General features: G+C 60.9%; 18 protein-coding genes and 1 pseudogene. 2 read left to right on the forward strand and 17 right to left on the reverse strand.

What is annotated here, in order from left to right; translation table 11 throughout:
* Positions 1–22: 22 nt before the first annotated feature.
* Entirely contained in the window at positions 23–1,162 is a 1,140-nt protein-coding gene (locus AC1DF3_RS26910) for a glycosyltransferase family 4 protein (RefSeq protein WP_478141447.1), read from the forward strand.
* On the opposite strand, the gene AC1DF3_RS26915 is transcribed toward AC1DF3_RS26910, so the two are convergent.
* A complete protein-coding gene (locus AC1DF3_RS26915) occupies positions 1,159–1,875 on the reverse strand; it encodes a class I SAM-dependent methyltransferase (RefSeq protein WP_478141448.1) in 717 nt (238 codons plus the stop codon). The two genes, AC1DF3_RS26910 and AC1DF3_RS26915, sit on opposite strands and share 4 nt — an antisense overlap.
* 772 nt (positions 1,876–2,647) lie before the next feature.
* Here AC1DF3_RS26915 and AC1DF3_RS26920 point away from each other — a divergent pair.
* Positions 2,648–2,836 (forward strand): hypothetical protein, encoded by a 189-nt coding sequence (locus tag AC1DF3_RS26920; protein ID WP_478141449.1) that lies wholly within the window; start codon positions 2,648–2,650, stop codon positions 2,834–2,836.
* Between the two features lie 37 nt (positions 2,837–2,873).
* On the opposite strand, the gene AC1DF3_RS26925 is transcribed toward AC1DF3_RS26920, so the two are convergent.
* From AC1DF3_RS26925 to AC1DF3_RS27000, 16 genes and pseudogenes are all read right to left on the reverse strand, one after another.
* On the reverse strand, positions 2,874–4,049 hold the full coding sequence (locus AC1DF3_RS26925; protein ID WP_478141450.1) for a glycosyltransferase family 4 protein: 1,176 nt from the start codon (positions 4,047–4,049) through the stop codon (positions 2,874–2,876).
* Complete coding sequence (locus AC1DF3_RS26930; protein WP_478141451.1) at positions 4,012–4,938, reverse strand: glycosyltransferase family 2 protein; 927 nt, start codon at positions 4,936–4,938, stop codon at positions 4,012–4,014. Before AC1DF3_RS26930 ends, AC1DF3_RS26925 begins: the two co-directional genes overlap by 38 nt.
* Entirely contained in the window at positions 4,922–5,908 is a 987-nt protein-coding gene (locus tag AC1DF3_RS26935) for an FkbM family methyltransferase (RefSeq protein WP_478141452.1), read from the reverse strand. The genes AC1DF3_RS26930 and AC1DF3_RS26935 overlap by 17 nt, the downstream gene beginning before the upstream one ends.
* Positions 5,909–5,964: 56 nt before the next feature.
* Complete coding sequence (locus AC1DF3_RS26940; protein WP_478141453.1) at positions 5,965–7,083, reverse strand: glycosyltransferase family 4 protein; 1,119 nt, start codon at positions 7,081–7,083, stop codon at positions 5,965–5,967.
* Positions 7,084–7,090: 7 nt separating this feature from the next.
* Entirely contained in the window at positions 7,091–8,422 is a 1,332-nt protein-coding gene (locus tag AC1DF3_RS26945; RefSeq protein WP_478141454.1) for a lipopolysaccharide biosynthesis protein, read from the reverse strand.
* Between the two features lie 45 nt (positions 8,423–8,467).
* The gene (locus AC1DF3_RS26950; RefSeq protein ID WP_478141455.1) at positions 8,468–9,433 is read right to left on the reverse strand and encodes a glycosyltransferase family 2 protein; all 966 of its coding nucleotides are present in this window, start codon (positions 9,431–9,433) and stop codon (positions 8,468–8,470) included.
* Between the two features lie 29 nt (positions 9,434–9,462).
* On the reverse strand, positions 9,463–11,427 hold the full coding sequence (locus tag AC1DF3_RS26955; RefSeq protein ID WP_478141456.1) for a tetratricopeptide repeat protein: 1,965 nt from the start codon (positions 11,425–11,427) through the stop codon (positions 9,463–9,465).
* An 82-nt stretch (positions 11,428–11,509) separates the two neighbouring features.
* The gene (locus AC1DF3_RS26960) at positions 11,510–11,956 is read right to left on the reverse strand and encodes a pilin (RefSeq protein ID WP_478141457.1); all 447 of its coding nucleotides are present in this window, start codon (positions 11,954–11,956) and stop codon (positions 11,510–11,512) included.
* A gap of 202 nt (positions 11,957–12,158) precedes the next feature.
* Positions 12,159–13,424: a type II toxin-antitoxin system HipA family toxin gene (locus tag AC1DF3_RS26965; RefSeq protein WP_478141458.1), complete on the reverse strand. Its 1,266-nt coding sequence runs from the start codon at positions 13,422–13,424 to the stop codon at positions 12,159–12,161.
* Positions 13,421–13,714 (reverse strand): helix-turn-helix domain-containing protein, encoded by a 294-nt coding sequence (locus AC1DF3_RS26970; protein ID WP_478141459.1) that lies wholly within the window; start codon positions 13,712–13,714, stop codon positions 13,421–13,423. Before AC1DF3_RS26970 ends, AC1DF3_RS26965 begins: the two co-directional genes overlap by 4 nt.
* Positions 13,715–13,764: 50 nt before the next feature.
* Positions 13,765–14,577 (reverse strand): MBL fold metallo-hydrolase, encoded by an 813-nt coding sequence (locus AC1DF3_RS26975; RefSeq protein ID WP_478141460.1) that lies wholly within the window; start codon positions 14,575–14,577, stop codon positions 13,765–13,767.
* 36 nt (positions 14,578–14,613) lie between these two features.
* Complete coding sequence (locus AC1DF3_RS26980; protein ID WP_478141461.1) at positions 14,614–16,881, reverse strand: CHASE2 domain-containing protein; 2,268 nt, start codon at positions 16,879–16,881, stop codon at positions 14,614–14,616.
* Between the two features lie 45 nt (positions 16,882–16,926).
* Positions 16,927–17,583 (reverse strand): FHA domain-containing protein, encoded by a 657-nt coding sequence (locus AC1DF3_RS26985; protein WP_286533356.1) that lies wholly within the window; start codon positions 17,581–17,583, stop codon positions 16,927–16,929.
* A 64-nt stretch (positions 17,584–17,647) separates the two neighbouring features.
* Positions 17,648–18,457 (reverse strand): Stp1/IreP family PP2C-type Ser/Thr phosphatase, encoded by an 810-nt coding sequence (locus AC1DF3_RS26990; RefSeq protein WP_286519721.1) that lies wholly within the window; start codon positions 18,455–18,457, stop codon positions 17,648–17,650.
* A 29-nt stretch (positions 18,458–18,486) separates the two neighbouring features.
* Positions 18,487–19,167 (reverse strand): TerC family protein, encoded by a 681-nt coding sequence (locus tag AC1DF3_RS26995; RefSeq protein WP_286533354.1) that lies wholly within the window; start codon positions 19,165–19,167, stop codon positions 18,487–18,489.
* A gap of 94 nt (positions 19,168–19,261) precedes the next feature.
* A pseudogene (locus AC1DF3_RS27000) lies at positions 19,262–19,459 on the reverse strand (succinate--CoA ligase subunit alpha); the annotation flags it as partial.

Here is a 19,459-nt window from a genome sequence, read left to right on the forward strand (position 1 = left end):
TCTACCGCCGCTGATCGGCGGCATGGAACGACTCAATTGGCACATTGCGCAAGAGCTTTCGCGCTACGCGCAGGTGCGTGTGCTTGGGCCGAAAGGAAGCGCGTCGCTAGCGCCGGAAGGGGTTGCGATCGACGAGGCCACCAGCGTGAAGATGGGGCCGTTCCTGCTCCAGGCCTTCTTCAGGTGTTTGCGGATCGCGCCGCGCTGGCGCCCCGACATCATCATGGCCGGCAGCGGCCTGACAGCCCCCATCGCCGTGATCGTGGCCAAGCTCAGCGGCGCCAGGGCGGTTGTATATGCACACGGGCTCGACCTGACGGTCGACCATGCGGTCTACAGGCGCGTGTGGCTGCCTCTGATCGCGCGGGCGGACACGGTCATCGTCAACAGTTCGGCGACGCGCGAACTAGCGCTCCGCGCGGGTGTTCGGGGCGACCGGATCCGGATCGTCCATCCCGGCGTGGAGTTGCCCGCCATCTCGGAACCGGACGACCTGCAGGATCTGGCGGAGTTCAGGCGCAAGCACGATCTCGGACCTGGGAAGCTGCTCATCTCCGTGGGCCGACTGACGCCGCGAAAAGGCATTCTGGAATTCGTGCGGGACGTGCTGCCGGGCATCGTCGCGCACGTGCCGCAGTGCACCCTCGTCATCGTCGGCGACGCACCGGTTCACGCCCTGGCCGCGGCAAGCCAGAGCGTCGAAAGCATCCAAGCTGTCGCGCGCGAGGCGCGCGTGGGGGTGAACATCCGCTTCCTCGGCAAGATCACCGACGATGAACTGTCGATGGTCTACAGGATCGCGAACCTGCACGTCTTCCCCGTCCAACTGCGGCCCAACGACCCGGAGGGCTTCGGCATGGTGGCTATCGAGGCGGCTGCACGCGGCGTCGCCACCGTCGCCTACCGGGTGGGCGGCGTGCCGGATGCGGTGGCCGAGGATCGGTCGGGCCGTCTGATTGAACCGGGAGACTCCCCGGCCTTCGCCGCGGCGACCATCGCACTGCTCGATCATCCGCTGTCGTCAGAGGACACCAAGGCCTTTGCGCGCCGCTTTGCGTGGGATCGAATCGGAAGGCAACTGGCTGCTGCCATCGGGCTGGATGTCCCTATCGAAGACCGTGCATCTTCGCCATGGGTGAGCGAAGAAAAGCTCGTGCCCTAGCTGGGGGTCTTGGCAGTGCAAAGATGGTAGACCTGATACTGCCATTCGAGCGGCCAGATCGCGAGGGCGGCCGCTTGCGCGGCGCGAATGGGCACATGGCGCCAACCTCGGGAAGAAATCCATGACCAAGACAGCACGTGCAGGTCGCGCCATCGAAGCTTGACAAGGAGGCCGCAGCGTTCGAAGAGCGCCGCCCAATTGGTCAAGCTGTGCATCACTTCCTTCGCGGCGACCTGATGCGTTCCGCCGTAGAAGCCCAGGCGACGTGTCAGAAAGCCGTCATTGGGAACCAGAATCACGAACCTGGCATTCAGCTTTCCGACGCGGACCATCTCCTTGATCGCGGCTTCCTGGTCGACGAAATGCTCGAGCGACCCCAGACAGGTCACCACGTCGAAGGACGCGTCCTCGAAGGGCAGTTTCTCGGCTGGCTGCGCGAAGAAGGTGCCCTCGGGCATGGCCTGCCTGCAGGCACCGATCGCGCGCTCTGACAGGTCGATGCCCGACGGTGTGGCCCCATGCTTGCTGCAGACAGAGAGCCAAAGACCCAAACCGCACGCGACATCCAGAACACGGTCGTTCGAGGCGATGCCGATACGCGCAGCAAGTCTTTCGTAGTGCGACGACGAGGACTCGTGCCGGTTCACATCCTTGTAGTAGACCGTGTTGTAGAACGTTCGAATGTTCTCGATCTCCGCGTTCTTCTCTTGCATTTCTATTTTCGCCTCTTGGATTGGGGTCAAGCTTTCGCTGATTCGTCTCGAAGCCGTCCCGCCTTTGCATGATGCCCTTGGTTCAAGCATTGTGGTACATCTTGACGTGACGTTCGCAAGGCATTCGCTCAGCGATTTCTCCTGGTGCCCGCGCCGGAAAGGAGTTGGCGGAGACTTGGAGACGCCCAAGAATAGGCTACTTCGACTTCTGCAAATTCAGAATGACACCCCACGTCGGGATCAACAGCACCACCGCCGGACCATGATCAGACCAAATTCATACCGGTGCACTCTACCCGGCGAAGAACCGGTCGCGTGAATTGACCAACGATCAGTCAGGATGCTGTCGCCGAGAGTCGAAGGTGGAAAGTGGGGCGCCCCACGGTCAATTGAACGGTACAAATGATTCTCCTTCTACCCCTCTGCCTCGTACTCACCTATGTCCCGATCTGGAAAGGCAGAACTCGAAAGACCGATGCGAAGCCTTGTTGCTTTCTGCCACCTACATCGGGGCCGCGACGGTTGCCGTCACCAAAGTACTCGGCGCAGTGCACTTGCTCAATTTCGCGTCCGTCGCCTCGGTGCGAGCGATTCTGGCAGTGCTCCTTTCGGTGAAGGTCGGTCGGAGCGAGAGCAGCGCTCGACGCGTTTCGGCGTCTCGAGATCGTCGGCCGCTCCGAAGTGGTGGAACGAATCATGTTGACCCATGTGGCTGGCGTTTTGATCCTGACCGCGGTGCTGGCCGCGCGCGCCACTCAATACGTGGGACTCGATGACCTACCACATGAGTCGGGTCGCTCATTGGGTACAGAACGGCAGCATGGATTTCTACCCGACGGCGATCCAAGCCCAATTACTCAGTGGAGGAGATCGATTCGCGAACTTCGTCCAATGGCTGTGCATGGCTGGAACGCTGGTCGGCGTTTCCACGCGCGCCCGCATGCGCAATCATTCGTATTGATTCGCGGTGACCGGATGAGATCGGTTCACAGAGCCTGTCAACCTCTATGCGTTGCAGCGACTCGCCGCGAAGACGAACAGACGCGCTCCAGGAGAGCTTCCACGACTGTCGCCCGCTCGCTCCAATCGGAGGCTCGCAGAGCTGAGGGCTGCATCGGCACCGACAGCGCCTCTTCCATTCGATCGAAGAGCGAAACCGCTGATCCGGGACGATACAGGGAGGACTGGTTGTTTCGGCAGATGCGCGCCAACTCGCCGACGTCGGCTGCGACAAAGGGAACCTTACAAGCCACGATCTCTTGGAACTTCTGGGGATAGCAATAGCGACCAAAGTCACTGTCCTTGTTGCAGATCACCGCCGCATCGAGCGCACACCAAAACAAAGCTGTATCCGGCGCAGGCAGCACGCCGAGATCCAGGATCCGCTCGTGCGCGGGCAACGAGACCGACGAATCTCTGGGGCCAGCCAGCGCTAGGTACAGGTCTCCATGCCGTTTGGACAGGAGTTCAAACGCTCTAAACAAATCTTCGATGCCACGACTCTTGGCTAAGGCCCCGGCGGTCCCGATGATCCGGGCTCCGGCAGGCAACCCCAAGGACGCTCGAGCCTCCCGTTTGTCCCGCGGAAAAAAGGAAACCGTATCGACCGCATTGCCGACAATCGCCACGGGCCCCGAGAATCGATACCTCTCCACAACCAATTCCTCCAGGGTCGAACTCACGACCGTCAACGCTGCCGCCGCCCTGCATGCACGCGCGAATTTCGCTCGGACGCCGGGCACACGAGTCAGGTTGAAACTCTCATAGTTGTCATACAGATCGATCACCAGCGGCACGCCTCTGGACCGGCACACGAACTCCCCGGCGATGGCATGCCATGCATCCGAGCTCGCCCAGACAACATCGGGCTGCGTCTCATCGACCAACTGACCGAATCGCCTTAGATACCGCAGGGCCCCGTATGGCTCGAATGGAAGGGCGGACAACGCATGCCAAGCAACTTTTCCAGGCTGGTGCAGCCCTGCGCGTTGACTCCTGTAGCTGAGCGCAATACCGGTGACTTGATGGCCCTGGCTTGCCAGGGCCTCCGGGATTTCGTAGAGCCGACCATAACGCTGATCGATCAAATCCTTCCCGGTGTAGTGCCGCTTTGTCGCAACCAGTATCTTCATTGGCTCATCTGGTATTTTTTGAAAATATGCGACCAATTGCATATGCCAGCGCATATCTGCTGACAAATAAAAAGACACCCAGCATGTACAACTGAGGAATTGGATAGTATCGCTTGAAAAGCGAGGAGACATGGCCAATGCTTCGGTGGGATCGAACCGAACGCAGGCTTTCTCGGAACTGCGACCAACTCATCTGGATCGGCTTGAAAGCGCTCGACGTCCGCGTAGTGTCGACGTCGACCATTGCGTGCAGGCCTACGTACAGCCGGACGCCAGCGGCACGTGCGCGCAAATAGAAATCATGGTCCGCGCTGTAGTGTGGGAAAACAACGGAATCAAACAATCCAATCGTCCGGAATATCTCGACGGGAATCAAAACCGCGCGCCCGCCTTGAATCAAATTTGCCGATATCAACCCCTGTTCGAACTGAATCATGTTCGCCGACTTGACTCCCAGCACGGTCGGAAATCCGAGTAAAAAATTACATGATATTGTGAGCGAACCGATCGATTTTGATTGCGAATCCCTTTGTATTGCGGCAATGATTGCCGCCGGATTCTTGCCGGATAGCTTGACCAAGTGGAACAACGTATCGGGTTGAACGTAGCAATCATTGTTCAATAATACGATCCGAGTTGCCCCGGCTTCCAGGGCGAACTGAATTCCAGTATTGATCGCACCAGTCCACCACAATTCACTCGAAGCCTCGACTCTCGTTACGTAAGGAAATTCAGTAGTAATGCCATTGCGCGTTTCCGCTGTGGTGCCGTGATCAACGACTACTATCCGCGTGGCAACCCCAAAGCTACCCCGAAGGGCGTCAAGACACCTACGAGTTTGCGCAAATCCGTCAAAATCCGTGAGAATCACATAGATCTGCTCGGAATTAGATTTCTGCACACCCTCTGCAAATTTATGGTCTGCGTTCATGATCGCCAACAGAAAACAATAGCTGCTCGGCTTCTGCGAATTTTTCACCTTCGAGATTGGTGCTCAAGATAAGAATGTCATAGTACGCAGGAGACCCAGTTCCTAAATCTTCGATGAGAGAGACCCAGCACACCTCGTCGCTGATTTCAACACATTTGAATAATTCTCCAGTGTTCTTGTAGAACAGGGCTTTGCGGTAACCCCACTTCTCAAAATTCTTCCGAATTTCAGCGTGCCGGATTCGGCCATTCGAAGTCAGGTGAATGTCGCATTCATAAAGAATCCAAGGACGAACAGCTTGCAGATAATTTGAAGCTCCGATGAGCACTTCCAAATCATGCCCATCGGTATCGATTTTCAAAAGATTGAACTCGGTTGGCTCCCTGACAGCGGCAACGATATCATCCAACGGCATCAATTTAACGGTGTGATTTCGCGTCGACTCGATTGTTCCGACGCCAAGCCTGGCTGTGCCGCCCACTTGGGCCGCAATAGTGATCTCTTTTCGGGCGGCCGAGCATCCGACCTCCCACACTTCGCAGTTGGGCGACTGGGAAACATTCGAGCGCAGATAGTGGATGAAATCAGGGTGCGGCTCTATTGCGATACACCGCTCACTCGGCATGAGATTACATGAAAGTATGGTATCTCCGATGTTTGCTCCCACGTCTATGAGTCCGACACGAATCGAGTTCGAACGAATAAACTCAGAAAGCCTAGTCAAGCACCTATCGTACCAACTGAATCGAACTCGATATTCCGGCATGCGATGCGAGAGCGGCACCAGCATTTTTTGAGCCACGCCGGCCACTTCAATCAGACAAGGCGGGTCATATTTCAGAAGACGCGCGATTCCCATCAGGTTTTTGGCAATTTTTCGTCTCAAGTCAACAACGACCGAATCGCTTCGATTTTCGGTTGCCCATGTCAATATGCTGCTGAAGAGACCTGAATGCTTTAATCTCAACATCTTTTTAAGTATTTTTTATACTGAACTTGACGACGACCACAGCGCACAGTTATGCGTTAGAGATTTTCGAGGTAGGCATCGACGGTCAATCTTGCTGTATTTTTCCACGAAAATTCGTCAGCCCTTTTCAAGCCTGCCTGCGCCGCGTCCTTCAAGGCCGATCGATCAAATATCAATGCTTCGAGTGCAGCCATTATCGCATCGTGGCCGTTGCCATCGACATAGCGAGGCGCCTCCCCGCCCACTTCCGCCAATGCTCCTCCCCGCGTAGTCACAACTGGACATCCGCACTTCATTGCTTCAAGCAACGGAATTCCGAAGCCTTCATACTTCGAGGAACATACAAAGGCCGTCGCGCCTGCATACATCCTCGCAAGAAGGGCATCGTCGCCGGAAATTCGCACAACATTTCCGGCTCCAAATTTCGGAAGACTGACCAACTGCGCCTGCTCCTCTGGACTGAAAGGTTCGCCACCAAAACATATCAATCGAAAATTGGAGTTTATCGCTTTGCTTTGTCTAAATGCATTCAACAAAGCCGAGAAATTTTTGTACCCGGATCGTTTTCCCACGTAAAGCAAATATGGGCAATCACTATCCGACGGGGCGAAATCTTGAGAATGAGGCACTATGGAGGTTGCAAGAGGCGTGACAACAATCTTCTTCGAATCAATCCCAGCAATATTTATCAGGTCCGCTTTAGTGGATTCTGAATTTGCAAAGATCACGTCCGCCATTTTCACTGCAGAACTTTTTTCCAGCGCTTGGCTCTTGGCATTGGAGACCTCTTCCGGAAATAGCTCAGCGATCATGTCATGCACCATGAACGCGAAGACTTTTCGTTTCTCGCATGGCCGACTTTGCGGATACCAACTTGAATGGAAGACATCGAAATGCTTTTCGATCCCTTGAAACCGACCTAAATTTCTCGCAATCAGACTGACGCCTCTGAATACTGGAAGCCTTCTCCCCCGGATTGAAATGCTATGATTTCGAAGATCGTCCAGATATTTCGACACATAGTACGGAGCATGCACAACCGGATGCATGCGGCCCTCCATGGCTATATGTCGAATGAGCTCGACCAGATAGCGATTGATCCCCCCATATTCGTGGTTTGCAAAAATAAATCCATCAAACAGAACCACCGGCTTGTCCGAAATTGAATATGACATTCAGAATCTATTTAAAAATTGCACGCATGAGCCCCTTGCGAGCCACGAAAATGGGAACGAGCACAAAAGAGAAATACGCAGCACTCGTGATCCAGGGAATTGCGGATACACCAACAGCAGGCGCCAGCACGATCTTCGAGACACAACTCACTGCGGCAAAAACGACCGACAGCACCAATTGGAATCGGACGATGCCGCCCGCATTCAACAAAACGGCAATCGCCCCTCCCAAGCAGTCCAGCACCACCCATACCGCGAACCCGGAATTCAAAATAGCTGATGGATCGATCCGCCCGCGCCCCAGTATCGCGACGATCCATGGAAATGCGATGAACGCAGACGCTGCTAGGCCCGATGCTGCACCCGCAGCTAGAAATATAGAGCGGCGAAACGTACGTTTCGCCCATCTGATCTCCTTGGCGGCCAATGCACGCCTGTATTGCGGCCAGAGCGGTGCCCACAACTGGGCAGCCGCGCTCGGGATGATTCCAAAAACTCTTTGTGACGCCGCATAGATAGCCGCGTCGGCGGCGCCGAGCCTTGATGAAATGATTGCCAAATCGCTGGCGTATGCCAACACCGAAGCAATCTGCAACATGAAGAACGAGCGGCTCAATCGCTGCAGATTTTCGCCGATTTCATGAACCAGGTTTCGATCGTTTTCGCCTACGAGAAGCCAGATCTGTCGGCGCAGCATCTTGCTGCAACTAATCGCCGAGAAGAGCGTCGTCGGCAAAACAGCCGCTGCACAAAGCATCGGGAACGTGGTTGAGCTGCCCTGGCAGACAAGAAAGATCGCGAACAGCGAGACCAGTTGCCCTGCGGTCTGCCACCTGAACGCCGAGGCCGCTTGATCCAGTGCTAGCTGCATTCGAAGGCCCACTGCCAAGGGAATATTGACAATGAACGCGAATGCGATGATGGCGACAGCTTGTCGAGCGGGACCGTCCAGTTCTCGCGGCAATCCGAGAATGGACCACCAAGGCGAGACGAATACGGCCAGGACCACGGGGATCGTCACCGCCACGGCGATTCTGCTCGCACGGATCGCGATCATTCTGAGCAGAAACGAGCATTCGCGATCGGCTTGTCGTCCTCGTGCATCGGAAATCAGATTCAGTGCGGCGTTGCCCAGTCCGAAATCGAGAAGGGGTGTGATCGCGACGAAGGAACACAATGTCGCCCAGGCCCCGAACTGCTCGACGCCATACCGGCCGATGATCATCGGCATCGACAAGAGCAGGCAGATTGCTGCTGCTGCCTTGGCGATGAACGACCAGAACGCCGTCCCGTAAAAGGTCCGCCCACGGCCGCTCAGCGCCAGGATGCGTGGCTTCATGAGGAACCTTTTGTATGGAGCGATCAGAGTCCCGGGCGGTGCGTGTCATTGATCCTCGGCTTCACCCGTGCTTCCGTACATCAATGCGGTGATCTGTTCCGAAATGAGCCCGATCAGGAAAATGATCACGGCGGCGCTGAACAACAGCACGCTCATGTTGGTGAATCTGTGCTGTGTCAGGAAGGTATAGAGGTAGTAGCCGAGCCCGGTACAAAAAAACGTCACCGCAATCGGCGCGAAGAGCTTGACGGGCGAGAAGAGCGTGCCGATCTTGAAGATGATCAACAGGAAGCGTACGCCGTCCCGAACGACCTTGACATGGCTCGAAGTTCCTTTGATCCGCTGCTGCACGTCGATTGGTTCGTATGCCACGGAATAGCCGGCACGGAAGAAGGCCATCGTGCAGGTCGTCGGATAGGAAAAGCCATTGGGTAGCAGGTGCAGGAACTCCTTGAAGTGCTTGCGCCGAACCACCCGGAAGCCCGAGGTGAGATCCTTGACCGGGTGACCGACCATCCATGTCGCCAAGCGGTTGTAAAACGCATTCGCCAGTCCTCTGTGGCGGCTGGCTTGCCCCCCGGCGCTGCGCGCGCCGACCACCATGTCGTAGCCCTCACCCAGCCTCGCAAGCAGTCTTCCGACGTCTTCGGCGCGGTGCTGACCGTCGCCATCCATGAAAACGATCCACTCGCGGGTGGCGGCACGCGCCCCCGCCTTGACCGCCGCCCCATTGCCTGCGCCGTAGGGGCGGCCGACGACGCGCGCGCCATGGGCCAGCGCAACGGCAGCGGTTTCGTCGGTGGAACCATCGTCGGAGACGATGACTTCGGCATCTGGCAGCACGGATCTCAATTCCGGCAGCAATTCGGCCAACCCTCTTGCCTCGTTTCGCGCGGGGATCACCACACTGATCCGGGTACCCTGATCAACATTTTCGCTACCGGACCATAGGAGCCCGGATGACACTGGCGCGATGATGGTGGATTTCGTAGTGATGGGGACGGTTCTCATGGCGGTTTCGATCGTACGCGACACGGCGCTCACGGTGCCACGCCTTTGCGCAACGCTAAGCGCTCTCGCTCGATTCGTGCACTTTGGACGGCCAGCGTATCGAGTGCAACGGCGCGGTCGAGTTGCGAATGCGCGTCCGCGAAGCGCCCCTGAAGCCCAAGAGCCTGCGCGTACATGATGCGCGTCGCGGCAGAGTCACTCGTCAACGCCGCCTCGGCGATGAACTCGATGCCCTTGTCCAAATCGTTCATTCGGTTTATGTAGTACTGAGCCAAAAACTTGTAGACCTCTGCCTTCTTGTCGCGTCGAATGTGGGGGTTTTCCAATGCCGCCTTGAAGAGCTGCACGGCCTCACGATCAGACATATGGCAACGGTCGTCGACCTGACACAGGAGGAACGAGTTAAGAAAACTGATATTGCTGTTGTAGAAAGGTCCGGTGCGCAATTTGCTTTCTAGGATTGAGACGACCTCTTGATCCGGCAATTTTTTTCGATAATAAGATAGGTGGATCAACCCGAAATAGGGTCCAAGTCCAGGAAGATAACTGTGGGCTGCATCACGCAAGGCGTCTTCCGCTAGCGAGCCGAAACGTTGTTCGCCGGTAGTCTCAAGCAGCGCAAGGTAGTTGCGCCCGAGTTCATAGTTTGCACGTCCCGAGCGTGGATGGTTGCTCGCCTCAAGGAGCGCTAAGTCCACATTGTTCGACCATTGCAACGATCGAGTGACAGTTACCCCAGCCAGCAGCAAGAGGTAGCAACCCAAAAGCACATACGCAATGCGCCGCCAACGAGTCTGTATGCGTCTCAACGCCCAGACCAGCGCGACAAAAATTCCGATAGTGGCGAAGTAGTTGCGGTGTTCATGGACGAGTTCGAGCGAAAAAATTGTCGATTCCAGTGCGTGCGAAATCAAGAACCAACCCCAAGCGAACAATAGAATCGGCGCACGCTTGCGCCAGACGACCACAGCTGAGCTGATTGCCACCAGCGCCGTGATGGACAGCGCTGTCGTGAGCGGTTCGAAGAGTCCGGTCGAAATCTCGAAGTCGTCGTGATAGAGCGAGAGCTCCGAGCTACGCGGCAGCGCCACAAGTCGCAAGTAATAGAAGAAAACTCTCGATTCCGTCAGCACCCGCTCCGTCAGCGTGAAATCGCGATTGGCAAATGCGCCAGGAACAACCATGCGCGGCAGAACGAACAACGCGACGCCAAGCGCCACGACGACGACTACAACAGTCGTCAAGGCCTGCAAGGACCACGGCCCCAGTCGCAAAGGCACTCCCCGCAGGCGGAATCCGAACACGAAGTATTCGATCCACAGCAATAGCGGCGCGAACAGCAAGCCTGACTCCTTGCTGAGCATGGACGCGACAAGCAATATCAACACTCCAGCGCAAACGATCAGCGATCGCCACGGACGGACGACTGCACCAGGGCCAGCGTCAGTCGCACGCCAGCGAGAGTAGACGACCAAGGCGAGCAATCCGAACAGCGCCGACAGGCTAGTCATCCGTTGGACGACATAGAGAACGCTCGTAAGGTTCAGGGGATGAAGTCCCCAAAGCGCAGCGATGAGCCACCCCAACCACGCGCTGACATCCTTCGAGTCCCCATCTGGGGCACCGTCGAAGTGGCGGCATAGCGTATGAGCCAACATCCCCACGATCACCGTGTTGCAGAGGTGGATCAGGAGATTGGTCAGCTTGAAGAAAAATGGATCGTTTCCGGTTGCATACAGGTTGAGCGCGAAACTCACCAATGCGATGGGGCGACCCAGCGGGCCGGCATCCCCTGAAAATGCGGCCGCGCGAATTTGGCTGAAACCGAACGAACCAAGGCGCAAGTTCGGGTTCTGCAAAATGTTGACTTCGTCATCGAACACGAAACTGCCACGCAACCCCGGCAAGTAGCAGAGGGCGATGACCACCAAAAGCAGGACCCACAAACCGATAGGACGTCCGAAGGTCGACGGGACGGTGCGCGCAGTGGTCAATCTGGTCCGCTTTGCACGGCCTCAGGTTTGAAAAGAAAAAAAGGCACCGGAGTGCCTTTTTCGAAGCCCAGGAGGGTTCAATTTACGGACGGCATTCCGACGGACGATACTTTGGCTGGACGTCCCCGCCCGTGCACTTCCAGGTAACACTGCCAGCCGTAATGCTCGACGAAGGCGTCATGATGAGCGTCGTGTTGTTCTCGACCTTGTCGTTGAACTTAACGGTGATGGTGCCGCCCGCGCCCACGTCGACGCTGGTCACGGCATTGCCACTGATCGAGGCAGCTTGCGGCAGGCCCGCCGACAAACTGCTCGGCGGGAAATGGCCCTTGGAGGCGTAGAACTCAGCCACAGACGTCTTTGCGCCCGAAGCCAGGCCAATACCTTCCGAAACGCGAGCACGCTTCGTGTAGTCCTGATAAGCCGGCAGAGCCACGGCAGCCAAGATACCGATGATCGCCACAACGATCATCAATTCGATCAGGGTGAAACCCTTTTGCACGTTGCGTGCGATGTTCCGACGGTTCATTCATTCACTCCAGTTAGTTGTAGAGCCCGAGGCGGGCCCCCGGTGCGGACATGTAACCGCAGCATCCGTGCCACCCCCGATTTCGCCCGTGCGCGCCGCTTTTCACGTGCAGTTGTTCACGTTCTAGTTACAACATGTGACGAAAACTGTTGCAGCGCTTCGACGGCGGATGACATTTTTGTCACCCACCTGCCAACCCACGTCATACCCGCGCCCCCCGCCCCGCCCCACTCCCCACCCGCATCCAAGCCCGAGCCCCATCCCAAACCTCCGTCATCCGCCCCAGCAACTCCCCCGGCACCGCCACATGCGCGGCCGCCAGCGCCGCACTCATCGCCTCACAACTGTGCTCGATCACCGCGCCCGGATGATGCACACCACACACATCGCGCCCGAAAGCCTCGAGTTCCGCCCGGTTCGGATAAGTCCGGGCCGGCGACTTGTCGCCGCTGCGCCCTCCCCGCCGCCACTTGAGCGCCAGGGTATGGTCCACGGTCTCAATCCCGCCCGGCCGCTCGTAGGGATAGAGCACCGTGGTCACCTGGTCGTACACCGGGCTGGGCCAGACCCGGTCGTCGTCGTACAGCACGGCGAAATTCTTGAGGTGGGCGTCGCCGTTGCGCAGCAGCACCGTCAGCACCAGCAGCTTGAAGAACTGGTGCAAGGCCGGCGCCGGTTCGCTGCACACCAGGCGCAGGGCGGCGGCCACGTCTTCATAGCTGCCGATGTATTTGCGGCTTGAAAGGCGCTCCCGCACACGCAGCTGCATGACGGCCGCGATGTCCTCGAAGCCGAGGCGGCTGCCGTCGGGCTGGATGTCGAAGCGGTCGAGCACCAGCAGCTTGCCGTCGGCCGAAAGATCGGCGCGCGGAACCGGTAGCCCGGCGTGGCGCGCGGCTTCCAGGCACAGCCACTCGTTGGCGCTCAGGCCGGGGTAGCGCGGCCCCTCGGCCTTGACGATGGCGTTGGGGCCGGGCACCACGGCCTTGTCGGCCACCGGCACCATGATCTTGGGCTGGACGCCGGCCAGGCCCGTGCCCGGGCCCATGAAGGCGTCGACCAGTTCCTCGAACAAGGCGTCGCTGCGCCCGCCGGCGAGCAGGTCGTCGCGCGAGACCAGGCCGGCGGCCCCCACGCCCAGCGGCGCTTCGCCGGGCAGCTGGTAGGCCACGCGGCCGATGGCGCCGGCGCCCATCAGGGCCAGCAGATGCATCTTGGTGACCTGGAACTTGCCGAAACGCGCCAGGATGCGCTCGAACAAATAGCCCTCGGGAAGGTTCATGTCGAGGGCGGCAAAGAGGTCGCCGTCCTGGAACACGCGGTCGGCGATCGGCAGGCCCAGGCCGACCTGGTGCTGCGCCTCCGCTTCATAGACCAGCGAATAAATCGACCGCTTGGCGAGCAAGGCCTGCGGCCGGCCATGAACCGCCAACTGCAGGTCCCGCAGTTTTTCGGGCAATGCCGTCACGTCTCGTCGGGCTCCTGCAGGTGCGCGAAGGCCTTCGCCAGGTCCGCCGCGCGCAGCGGCCCTGGCTCGCGCGGCTCCAGGCTCAGCGCCAGGCCAAGCGGCGCAAGCATGGCGAGCAGCGAGGCCAGGGAGATGTCTTTTCCGGCCTCGAGCCGGTAGACCGGCATGCGCGACAGGCCGGCGCGCTCGCCCAATGCAGTCTGGGAGAGCTTCTTGCGGCGGCGCGCGCTGCGAACGGTGGCGCCGACCTCGGACAGCGAAGAGATCGGCGTGGCGATTTTGCTATCCATGCGTTGCATTATTCCAGTTGAGAGAAAAAATGCAACGCATGAGTAGCAAACTAGGTCTGCAGCACCTCATCCGCTTGCAGCCACCGAATGTCCCACCCCGCGTCGCCGCCGGCGCGCATGCGCGAGCCATGCGCGATGCTGTCGATCTGGTTCATGATCTCTTCGGTCTCGGCCGGCTTGGTGTGCGTGATGTAGATCGGATAGCTGCGCCCCGGCGCGATCTGGGCCAGTTCGTCCGCCAAGGTCGCCGGCGACAGGTGCAGGCTGCGCCGGGCCAATGCCTGTTCACGGTTGCTGAAGGCGGTCTCGATGACCAGCATCGCGACGTCGAGCTGGTTCACGCGGGTCCAGAAGGGCGCGTTGCGTTCGGTGTCGCCACTGAACACCCAGTGCGGCCCGCCCTGCGCGCAGCGCACCGCGAATCCGCAGGCCGGCACCGTATGGACCGCCGGCAGCACCTCGATGTGCTTCAGGGCCCGCGTGCCCAGTTCAAGTTCCTGGCCGATTACCAGGTCATGAAAGGTCACGAATGGCGCCTCGCGGCTCGGAATGCTGGCGAAATCGGGCCAGATGACGTTGTTGAATACATGCGCCCGCAGCGCCTCGATGGTGGCGCGCAGCGCATGCACGCGCAGCGGCCGGGTGCGGCGGCTGGCGATGGCATCGATCATCAAAGGCAGGGCGGCGACATGGTCGAGGTGCGAATGCGTCAGCAACACATCGTCGATCTTCGACATCTCGTCGAGCGTGAGGTCGCCCACGCCCGTGCCGGCGTCGACCAGCAGGTCGCAATCGACCAGGAAGGAGGTCGTGCGGCAGTCCTTGGCGATGGCGCCGGAGCACCCCAACACACGCACCTGCATTTCGCGAGACCTTTTGACTTTCCAGCCCGTAGGCCGCTACTTCGAATCGAACCGGGTTGCGCCGTCCCATTCGGGATCATTGGGCTGCAACGACATCGAGGCTAAACGTTGTGCATACAGCTGGTAAAGGACTTTTTTGGCATCCGCGGCAACGAGGGCCGACAGCATAGCCTGTCCTTGTAACCAATCCTGCAGGCGATAGGCGGAAAGCACTCCATCCCACTGTTGCAGCTCGTTTTGGACGTCGGCGCCAACGCTATCTGACCGCCCGATGGGCGTGAAGATGCGCACCCTCCGCGCCTTGCCCTGGACCCGGACCGTGTCGAGTTCCTGCCAGGCGAAGCCCGGCGCCGCGCGCCGGGTGGCCTCGGTGGCGACGATCTCGACGCCATAGTGCACGCCCAGCCCCTCGATCCGCGATGCCAGGTTGACCGCATCGCCGACCACCGTGTAGCTGCGGCGCACGGCCGAACCCATGTCGCCGACGCTCATCACGCCGGTGTTGATGCCGATGCCGACCTGGACCTCCGGCAGCCCGGACTGGCGCCGGCCGCCGTTCAGCTCCCGCACCGCGGCGACCATCTCGATGGCCGCCTGCACGGCCAGCTCGGCATGATCGGCCGTCTCGACCGGCGCCCCCCAGAAGGCCATCACGCAGTCGCCCATGTACTTGTCGACGGTGCCGCGGCGGGCGCTGATGATCTCGCTCAAGCGGCTGAAGAAGATGTTCAGGAAGGCCTGAAGCTCGGCCGGCGCCATCTGCTCGGCCATCCCGGTGAATCCGCGCATGTCGCAGAACATCACGGTGAGCTCGCGGTTTTCGGCCCGCATGCTGTAGCGGCCCGGATCGGCGCGCATCTCGTCCACCAGCTCCGGCGGCACATAGGTGCCGAAGAGGCGGGCCAGGCCGCGGCTCGAGCGGCCCTCGATGAAGTAGCCCCAGCTCATGTTGAGCACGAAGGACAGCGCGACCATCAGCAGCGACAGCGCCAGGGGCAGCACCAGCCCGGCGCGCAGGAAGAGCCATGAGTTGACGCCGATCAGCACCGCGCAGATCGACAGGGCCACCCCGACCGCACGCGCCGCGGCGCTCAGCGAAAGGCCGAAGGCCAGCGCCAGCCCGGCCGCTAGCAGCATCACGAGCTCGTAGCCCAGCGCGTAGTCTGGAACCGCCGGGATCCTCGAATCCAGGAGCCCAGAGACGATGTTGGCGTGCACTTCGACACCTGGGAAGTCGGCACCGACCGGTGTCGAGCGCAGGTCCTGCAAGCCCGGGGCCGTCGATCCGACGAGCACGATCTTGTCCTTCAGCTCTCCCGCGGCCAAGCCGCCGCGGAGCACCTCGGATGCGGACACATGGCGGAAGGACCCGCCGCGCGGCCCTCCTACGCCGCGAAACGGAACCAGCACGCTGGCGCTGGCGTCGACCGGAACGCGCAGCCGCGTGTCCCCGGTCGACACAATCAGCGCCTCCAGCGGCGGCGGCGCGCTTCCCGGTCCGGCCGGCGCGAACGCCGGCGCCAGGCCGGTGTCGCCAACGGCCAGCCGGTACACCACCAGGGCCAGCGATTCGTAGTACCCGGGCTGGGCGTTCTCGCCGTCGTAGCGCGCGATCAGCGGCACCGCGCGGATCACGCCGTCCACGCTGCCGTCGAGCACCACGTTGAGAAAGCCGCCGGCCGGCGCAGCCTCGGCCAACTGGGGGATGCTGCCGACGAAGCCGTTCCAGCGCGTCGTGTAGTCGCGGCCCTCGGGGAAGGTGCCGGGCGGCAGGACCGGCGCCGGCAGAGCGCCCTTGGTCCGCGGGACCCGGGTCTGGGTGAAGTAGAAGCCGAGCGCCACCCGGCGGCCGGCCAGCGTCTTCGCGAAGGCGGCGTCGCGGTCGAGCGAGGGCGCGAGCTGCTCGATCTCCCGGGCCAGCCCGGCCCGTTCCCGCAGCGGCCCCTGCGCGAGCTGGCGCAGGGCCTCGAGGCCCGAGCTCGCATCGGGCTCGACGAACAGCACGTCGAAGCCCAGCACCCGCGCCTGCTGCCGCTCCATGATCTCGGTCGTCAGCCGGGCGAGCTGGTCACGGCCCCAGGGCCATTGGCCGAGCGCCTGCAGGCTCGGGTCGTCGATGTCGACGATGACGATCCGCGGGTCGAGCGTGCCCGGCAGGGTGGCCCGCAGCCGCACGTCGTAGATGAAGCGGTCGAGCCGGTCGACGAAGGGAAGCTGCCAGCCGCCCAGCACATGCGCCAGGGCCAGCGCCACGGGCAGCAGCGTGATGGCGATGCGCGCGCCGTGCCGGCGCAGCAGGTTCATCCGGCCACCCGCGGTCGAAGACGGCGCGGCTGCTTCAGGGCGCGGTCAGCTGATGACGAACTGCATCCGCGTGCCGCCGAGCTCGAGCACGTCGCCGTCCTGCAGCGCCACGGCCTCGCTGCCGAGCGGCTCGCCGTTGAGCTGGGTCTCGCCGTCGATCGGCGCCACCACGTAGCCGTGCAGCCGACGCGTGACGGCGGCGACGGCCAGGCCGGGTTTGCCGATGGTCGTGACGACTTTCTGCAGCGACAGCTCGCGCCCCGCGGCCGAGCCCGAGAGCACCCGCATGACGGCCGCGCCGGCCGTGCCGCCGCCGAGCGGCGACTGCACGGTGGGCGCTGACGAGAGCGGAATCGGGCCCGAGGGTGGCGGGGGGGCGGGCCGGACCGGCAGCAGGCTCTCGGTCGCCGCGGCGGCGCCGGCCAGAAAGCGGATCTTGTACTTGCCCACCTCGATGACGTCGTTCTGCTCGAGCGCCTGCTTCTTGATGGCGCGGCCGTTGACGTAGGTGCCGTTGGTGCTGTTGAGGTCTTCCAGGTAGACATCGCTGCCGATCATGTGCAGCACGGCATGCTCGCCGCTGATCGCGAGATTGTCGACCACGATGTCGTTGTAGGGCCGGCGCCCCAGCGTGGTCCGGTCCTTGGCGAGCGTGACGTCCTTGATCACGACACCGTCGATCGACACGATCAATTTCGGCATGGCCGACTCCTGGATCTCGTTGTTTTGTTCACAGGGCCCTGGCAGCACAGTTTGAAGACCTTCTCTATCCAGTGGCGCCAGGGGCCTGGGTCCCACCCGCCCGGGCCAGGACAACCGAAATGTTATCCCGGCCGCCATTGTCGTTCGCAGTTGCAACCAAAAGTGTTGCTTTCTCCGGCAAGCCGATATCTTGTAACAAAATCGTGAAAATCTGCGCGCTGGACACCATTTCGGACAGTCCGTCGGAGCACAGAAGGAACAGGTCGCCCGGCATCACACCGTGCTCGTGCATCTCGAGGTCGACGTGGCGCTCGATGCCGAGCGCCCGGGTGACGAGGTTGCGGTGCGGCGACATCACGGCCTGCTCGGGCGTGATGGCCCCGGCGTCGAGTTGCTCCTGGAGCAGCGAATGGTCGCGGGTCAGCAGTTCGAGCTGGTCGCCGCGCAGGCGGTAGCAGCGCGAATCGCCGATGTGCCCGACGATGGCGCGATGCGAGCCGAAGGCCGCCAGCACCAGCGTGGTCCCCATGCCCTGGAGCTGCACGTTCGCGATGCCGGCCTCGAGGATGGCCGCGTTGGCCTCGTCGGTACCGGCCTGCAGGGCGCGCTTGATCGCCTTCGGATGCGCCTGCGGCCCGGCATGCGCGAGCCAGCGGCCGAAACTTGCCTGCAGCAGCGCGATCGCCATGCCGCTGGCCACCTCGCCGCCGTTGTAGCCGCCCATGCCGTCGGCCAGCAGCACCAGCCCCAGCGAGGGTTCGAAGGCGATGGTGTCCTCGTTGTTGGCGCGCACCCGGCCCGGATCGGTCAGCGCGGCGAAATCCCACCTCAGGACGCCGGGGTCGTTGGAAACTGAAGTACCGGGATTCGCCATGGATCAGGAGGTGGATGGACTGCGGCGTGTCAGGCTGCGGCGTGGGATCGCTTCTGCAGCCATTTTCCGACAGCGACGACAAACACCGCGCCGGCCGCAGCTGCCGCGTAATGCAGCCACGGATTGGCCGTAAGCATATCGCGCAGGATGGTGTCGCTCACGATGGTTTCGCCGGCCACCCAGCCGATCAGGGCTGCACCGAGCATGACGATGATCGGGAAGCGCTCCATCAGCTTGATCATCAGGGTGCTGCCGAAGATCACCAGCGGGATGCTGATCGCCAGGCCGAGGATCAGCAGCACCATGCTGCCTTGCGCGGCCGCGGCGACCGCGATCACGTTGTCCAGGCTCATGACCAGGTCGGCCAGCAGGATGGTGCGGACCGCGGCCATCATGCTGCCGTATTCCTTGCCTTCGCCATCGCCCTCCTCTTCGCCGCTGAGCAGCTGCGTGCCGATCCACAGCAGCAGCAGGCCGCCGATGATCTGCAAGTACGGCAAGGCCAGCAGCTTGGCCGCGACCACTGTCAGGATGATCCGCAGCACCACGGCGGCGCCGGAGCCGAACAGGACGGCGGTGCGCTGCTGCTGCGGCGGCAGCGAGCGGGCGGCCATCGCGATCACGACCGCGTTGTCGCCCGAGAGAATGATGTTGATCCAGACGATCTTGAGCAGACCGATCCAGAAGTCCGTGGTTTGAAGGAATTCCATGTCTCTTTATTCCACTGTTATTTGATTGAAAAAGCGCCCGCAACTCGGTTGCGGGCGCTTCTTCTCTGTGTGGGCAGCAAGAACGCGGGGCGACTTACAGGAGTGCCTTGAGGCGCTTGGCGAGCTCCGAGAAATTGCGCGTGACCGTGAATCCGCTCTCTTCCATGATCGCCAGCTTGGCATCCGCCGTGTCGGCGCCGCCGGAAATCAGCGCACCGGCGTGGCCCATGCGCTTGCCGGGAGGCGCCGTGACGCCGGCGATGAAACCGACGATCGGCTTCTTCATGTTGTC

This window comes from Variovorax sp. 10N432, from assembly GCF_056394465.1.

Excerpts from the sequence above, each read along its gene's own strand:
- AC1DF3_RS26920 (WP_478141449.1), top strand. The coding sequence starts at position 2,648 with ATGACCTACCACATGAGTCGGGTCGCTCATTGGGTACAGAACGGCAGC.
- AC1DF3_RS26915 (WP_478141448.1), bottom strand. The coding sequence starts at position 1,875 with ATGCAAGAGAAGAACGCGGAGATCGAGAACATTCGAACGTTCTACAAC.
- AC1DF3_RS26980 (WP_478141461.1), bottom strand. The coding sequence starts at position 16,881 with ATGAACCTGCTGCGCCGGCACGGCGCGCGCATCGCCATCACGCTGCTG.
- AC1DF3_RS26970 (WP_478141459.1), bottom strand. The coding sequence starts at position 13,714 with ATGGATAGCAAAATCGCCACGCCGATCTCTTCGCTGTCCGAGGTCGGC.
- AC1DF3_RS26935 (WP_478141452.1), bottom strand. The coding sequence starts at position 5,908 with ATGTTGAGATTAAAGCATTCAGGTCTCTTCAGCAGCATATTGACATGG.
- AC1DF3_RS26975 (WP_478141460.1), bottom strand. The coding sequence starts at position 14,577 with ATGCAGGTGCGTGTGTTGGGGTGCTCCGGCGCCATCGCCAAGGACTGC.
- AC1DF3_RS26985 (WP_286533356.1), bottom strand. The coding sequence starts at position 17,583 with ATGCCGAAATTGATCGTGTCGATCGACGGTGTCGTGATCAAGGACGTC.
- AC1DF3_RS26940 (WP_478141453.1), bottom strand. The coding sequence starts at position 7,083 with ATGTCATATTCAATTTCGGACAAGCCGGTGGTTCTGTTTGATGGATTT.
- AC1DF3_RS26950 (WP_478141455.1), bottom strand. The coding sequence starts at position 9,433 with ATGAGAACCGTCCCCATCACTACGAAATCCACCATCATCGCGCCAGTG.
- AC1DF3_RS26960 (WP_478141457.1), bottom strand. The coding sequence starts at position 11,956 with ATGAACCGTCGGAACATCGCACGCAACGTGCAAAAGGGTTTCACCCTG.
- AC1DF3_RS26995 (WP_286533354.1), bottom strand. The coding sequence starts at position 19,167 with ATGGAATTCCTTCAAACCACGGACTTCTGGATCGGTCTGCTCAAGATC.
- AC1DF3_RS26930 (WP_478141451.1), bottom strand. The coding sequence starts at position 4,938 with ATGAACGCAGACCATAAATTTGCAGAGGGTGTGCAGAAATCTAATTCC.
- AC1DF3_RS26925 (WP_478141450.1), bottom strand. The coding sequence starts at position 4,049 with ATGCAATTGGTCGCATATTTTCAAAAAATACCAGATGAGCCAATGAAG.
- AC1DF3_RS26945 (WP_478141454.1), bottom strand. The coding sequence starts at position 8,422 with ATGAAGCCACGCATCCTGGCGCTGAGCGGCCGTGGGCGGACCTTTTAC.
- AC1DF3_RS26910 (WP_478141447.1), top strand. The coding sequence starts at position 23 with ATGGAACGACTCAATTGGCACATTGCGCAAGAGCTTTCGCGCTACGCG.
- AC1DF3_RS26990 (WP_286519721.1), bottom strand. The coding sequence starts at position 18,457 with ATGGCGAATCCCGGTACTTCAGTTTCCAACGACCCCGGCGTCCTGAGG.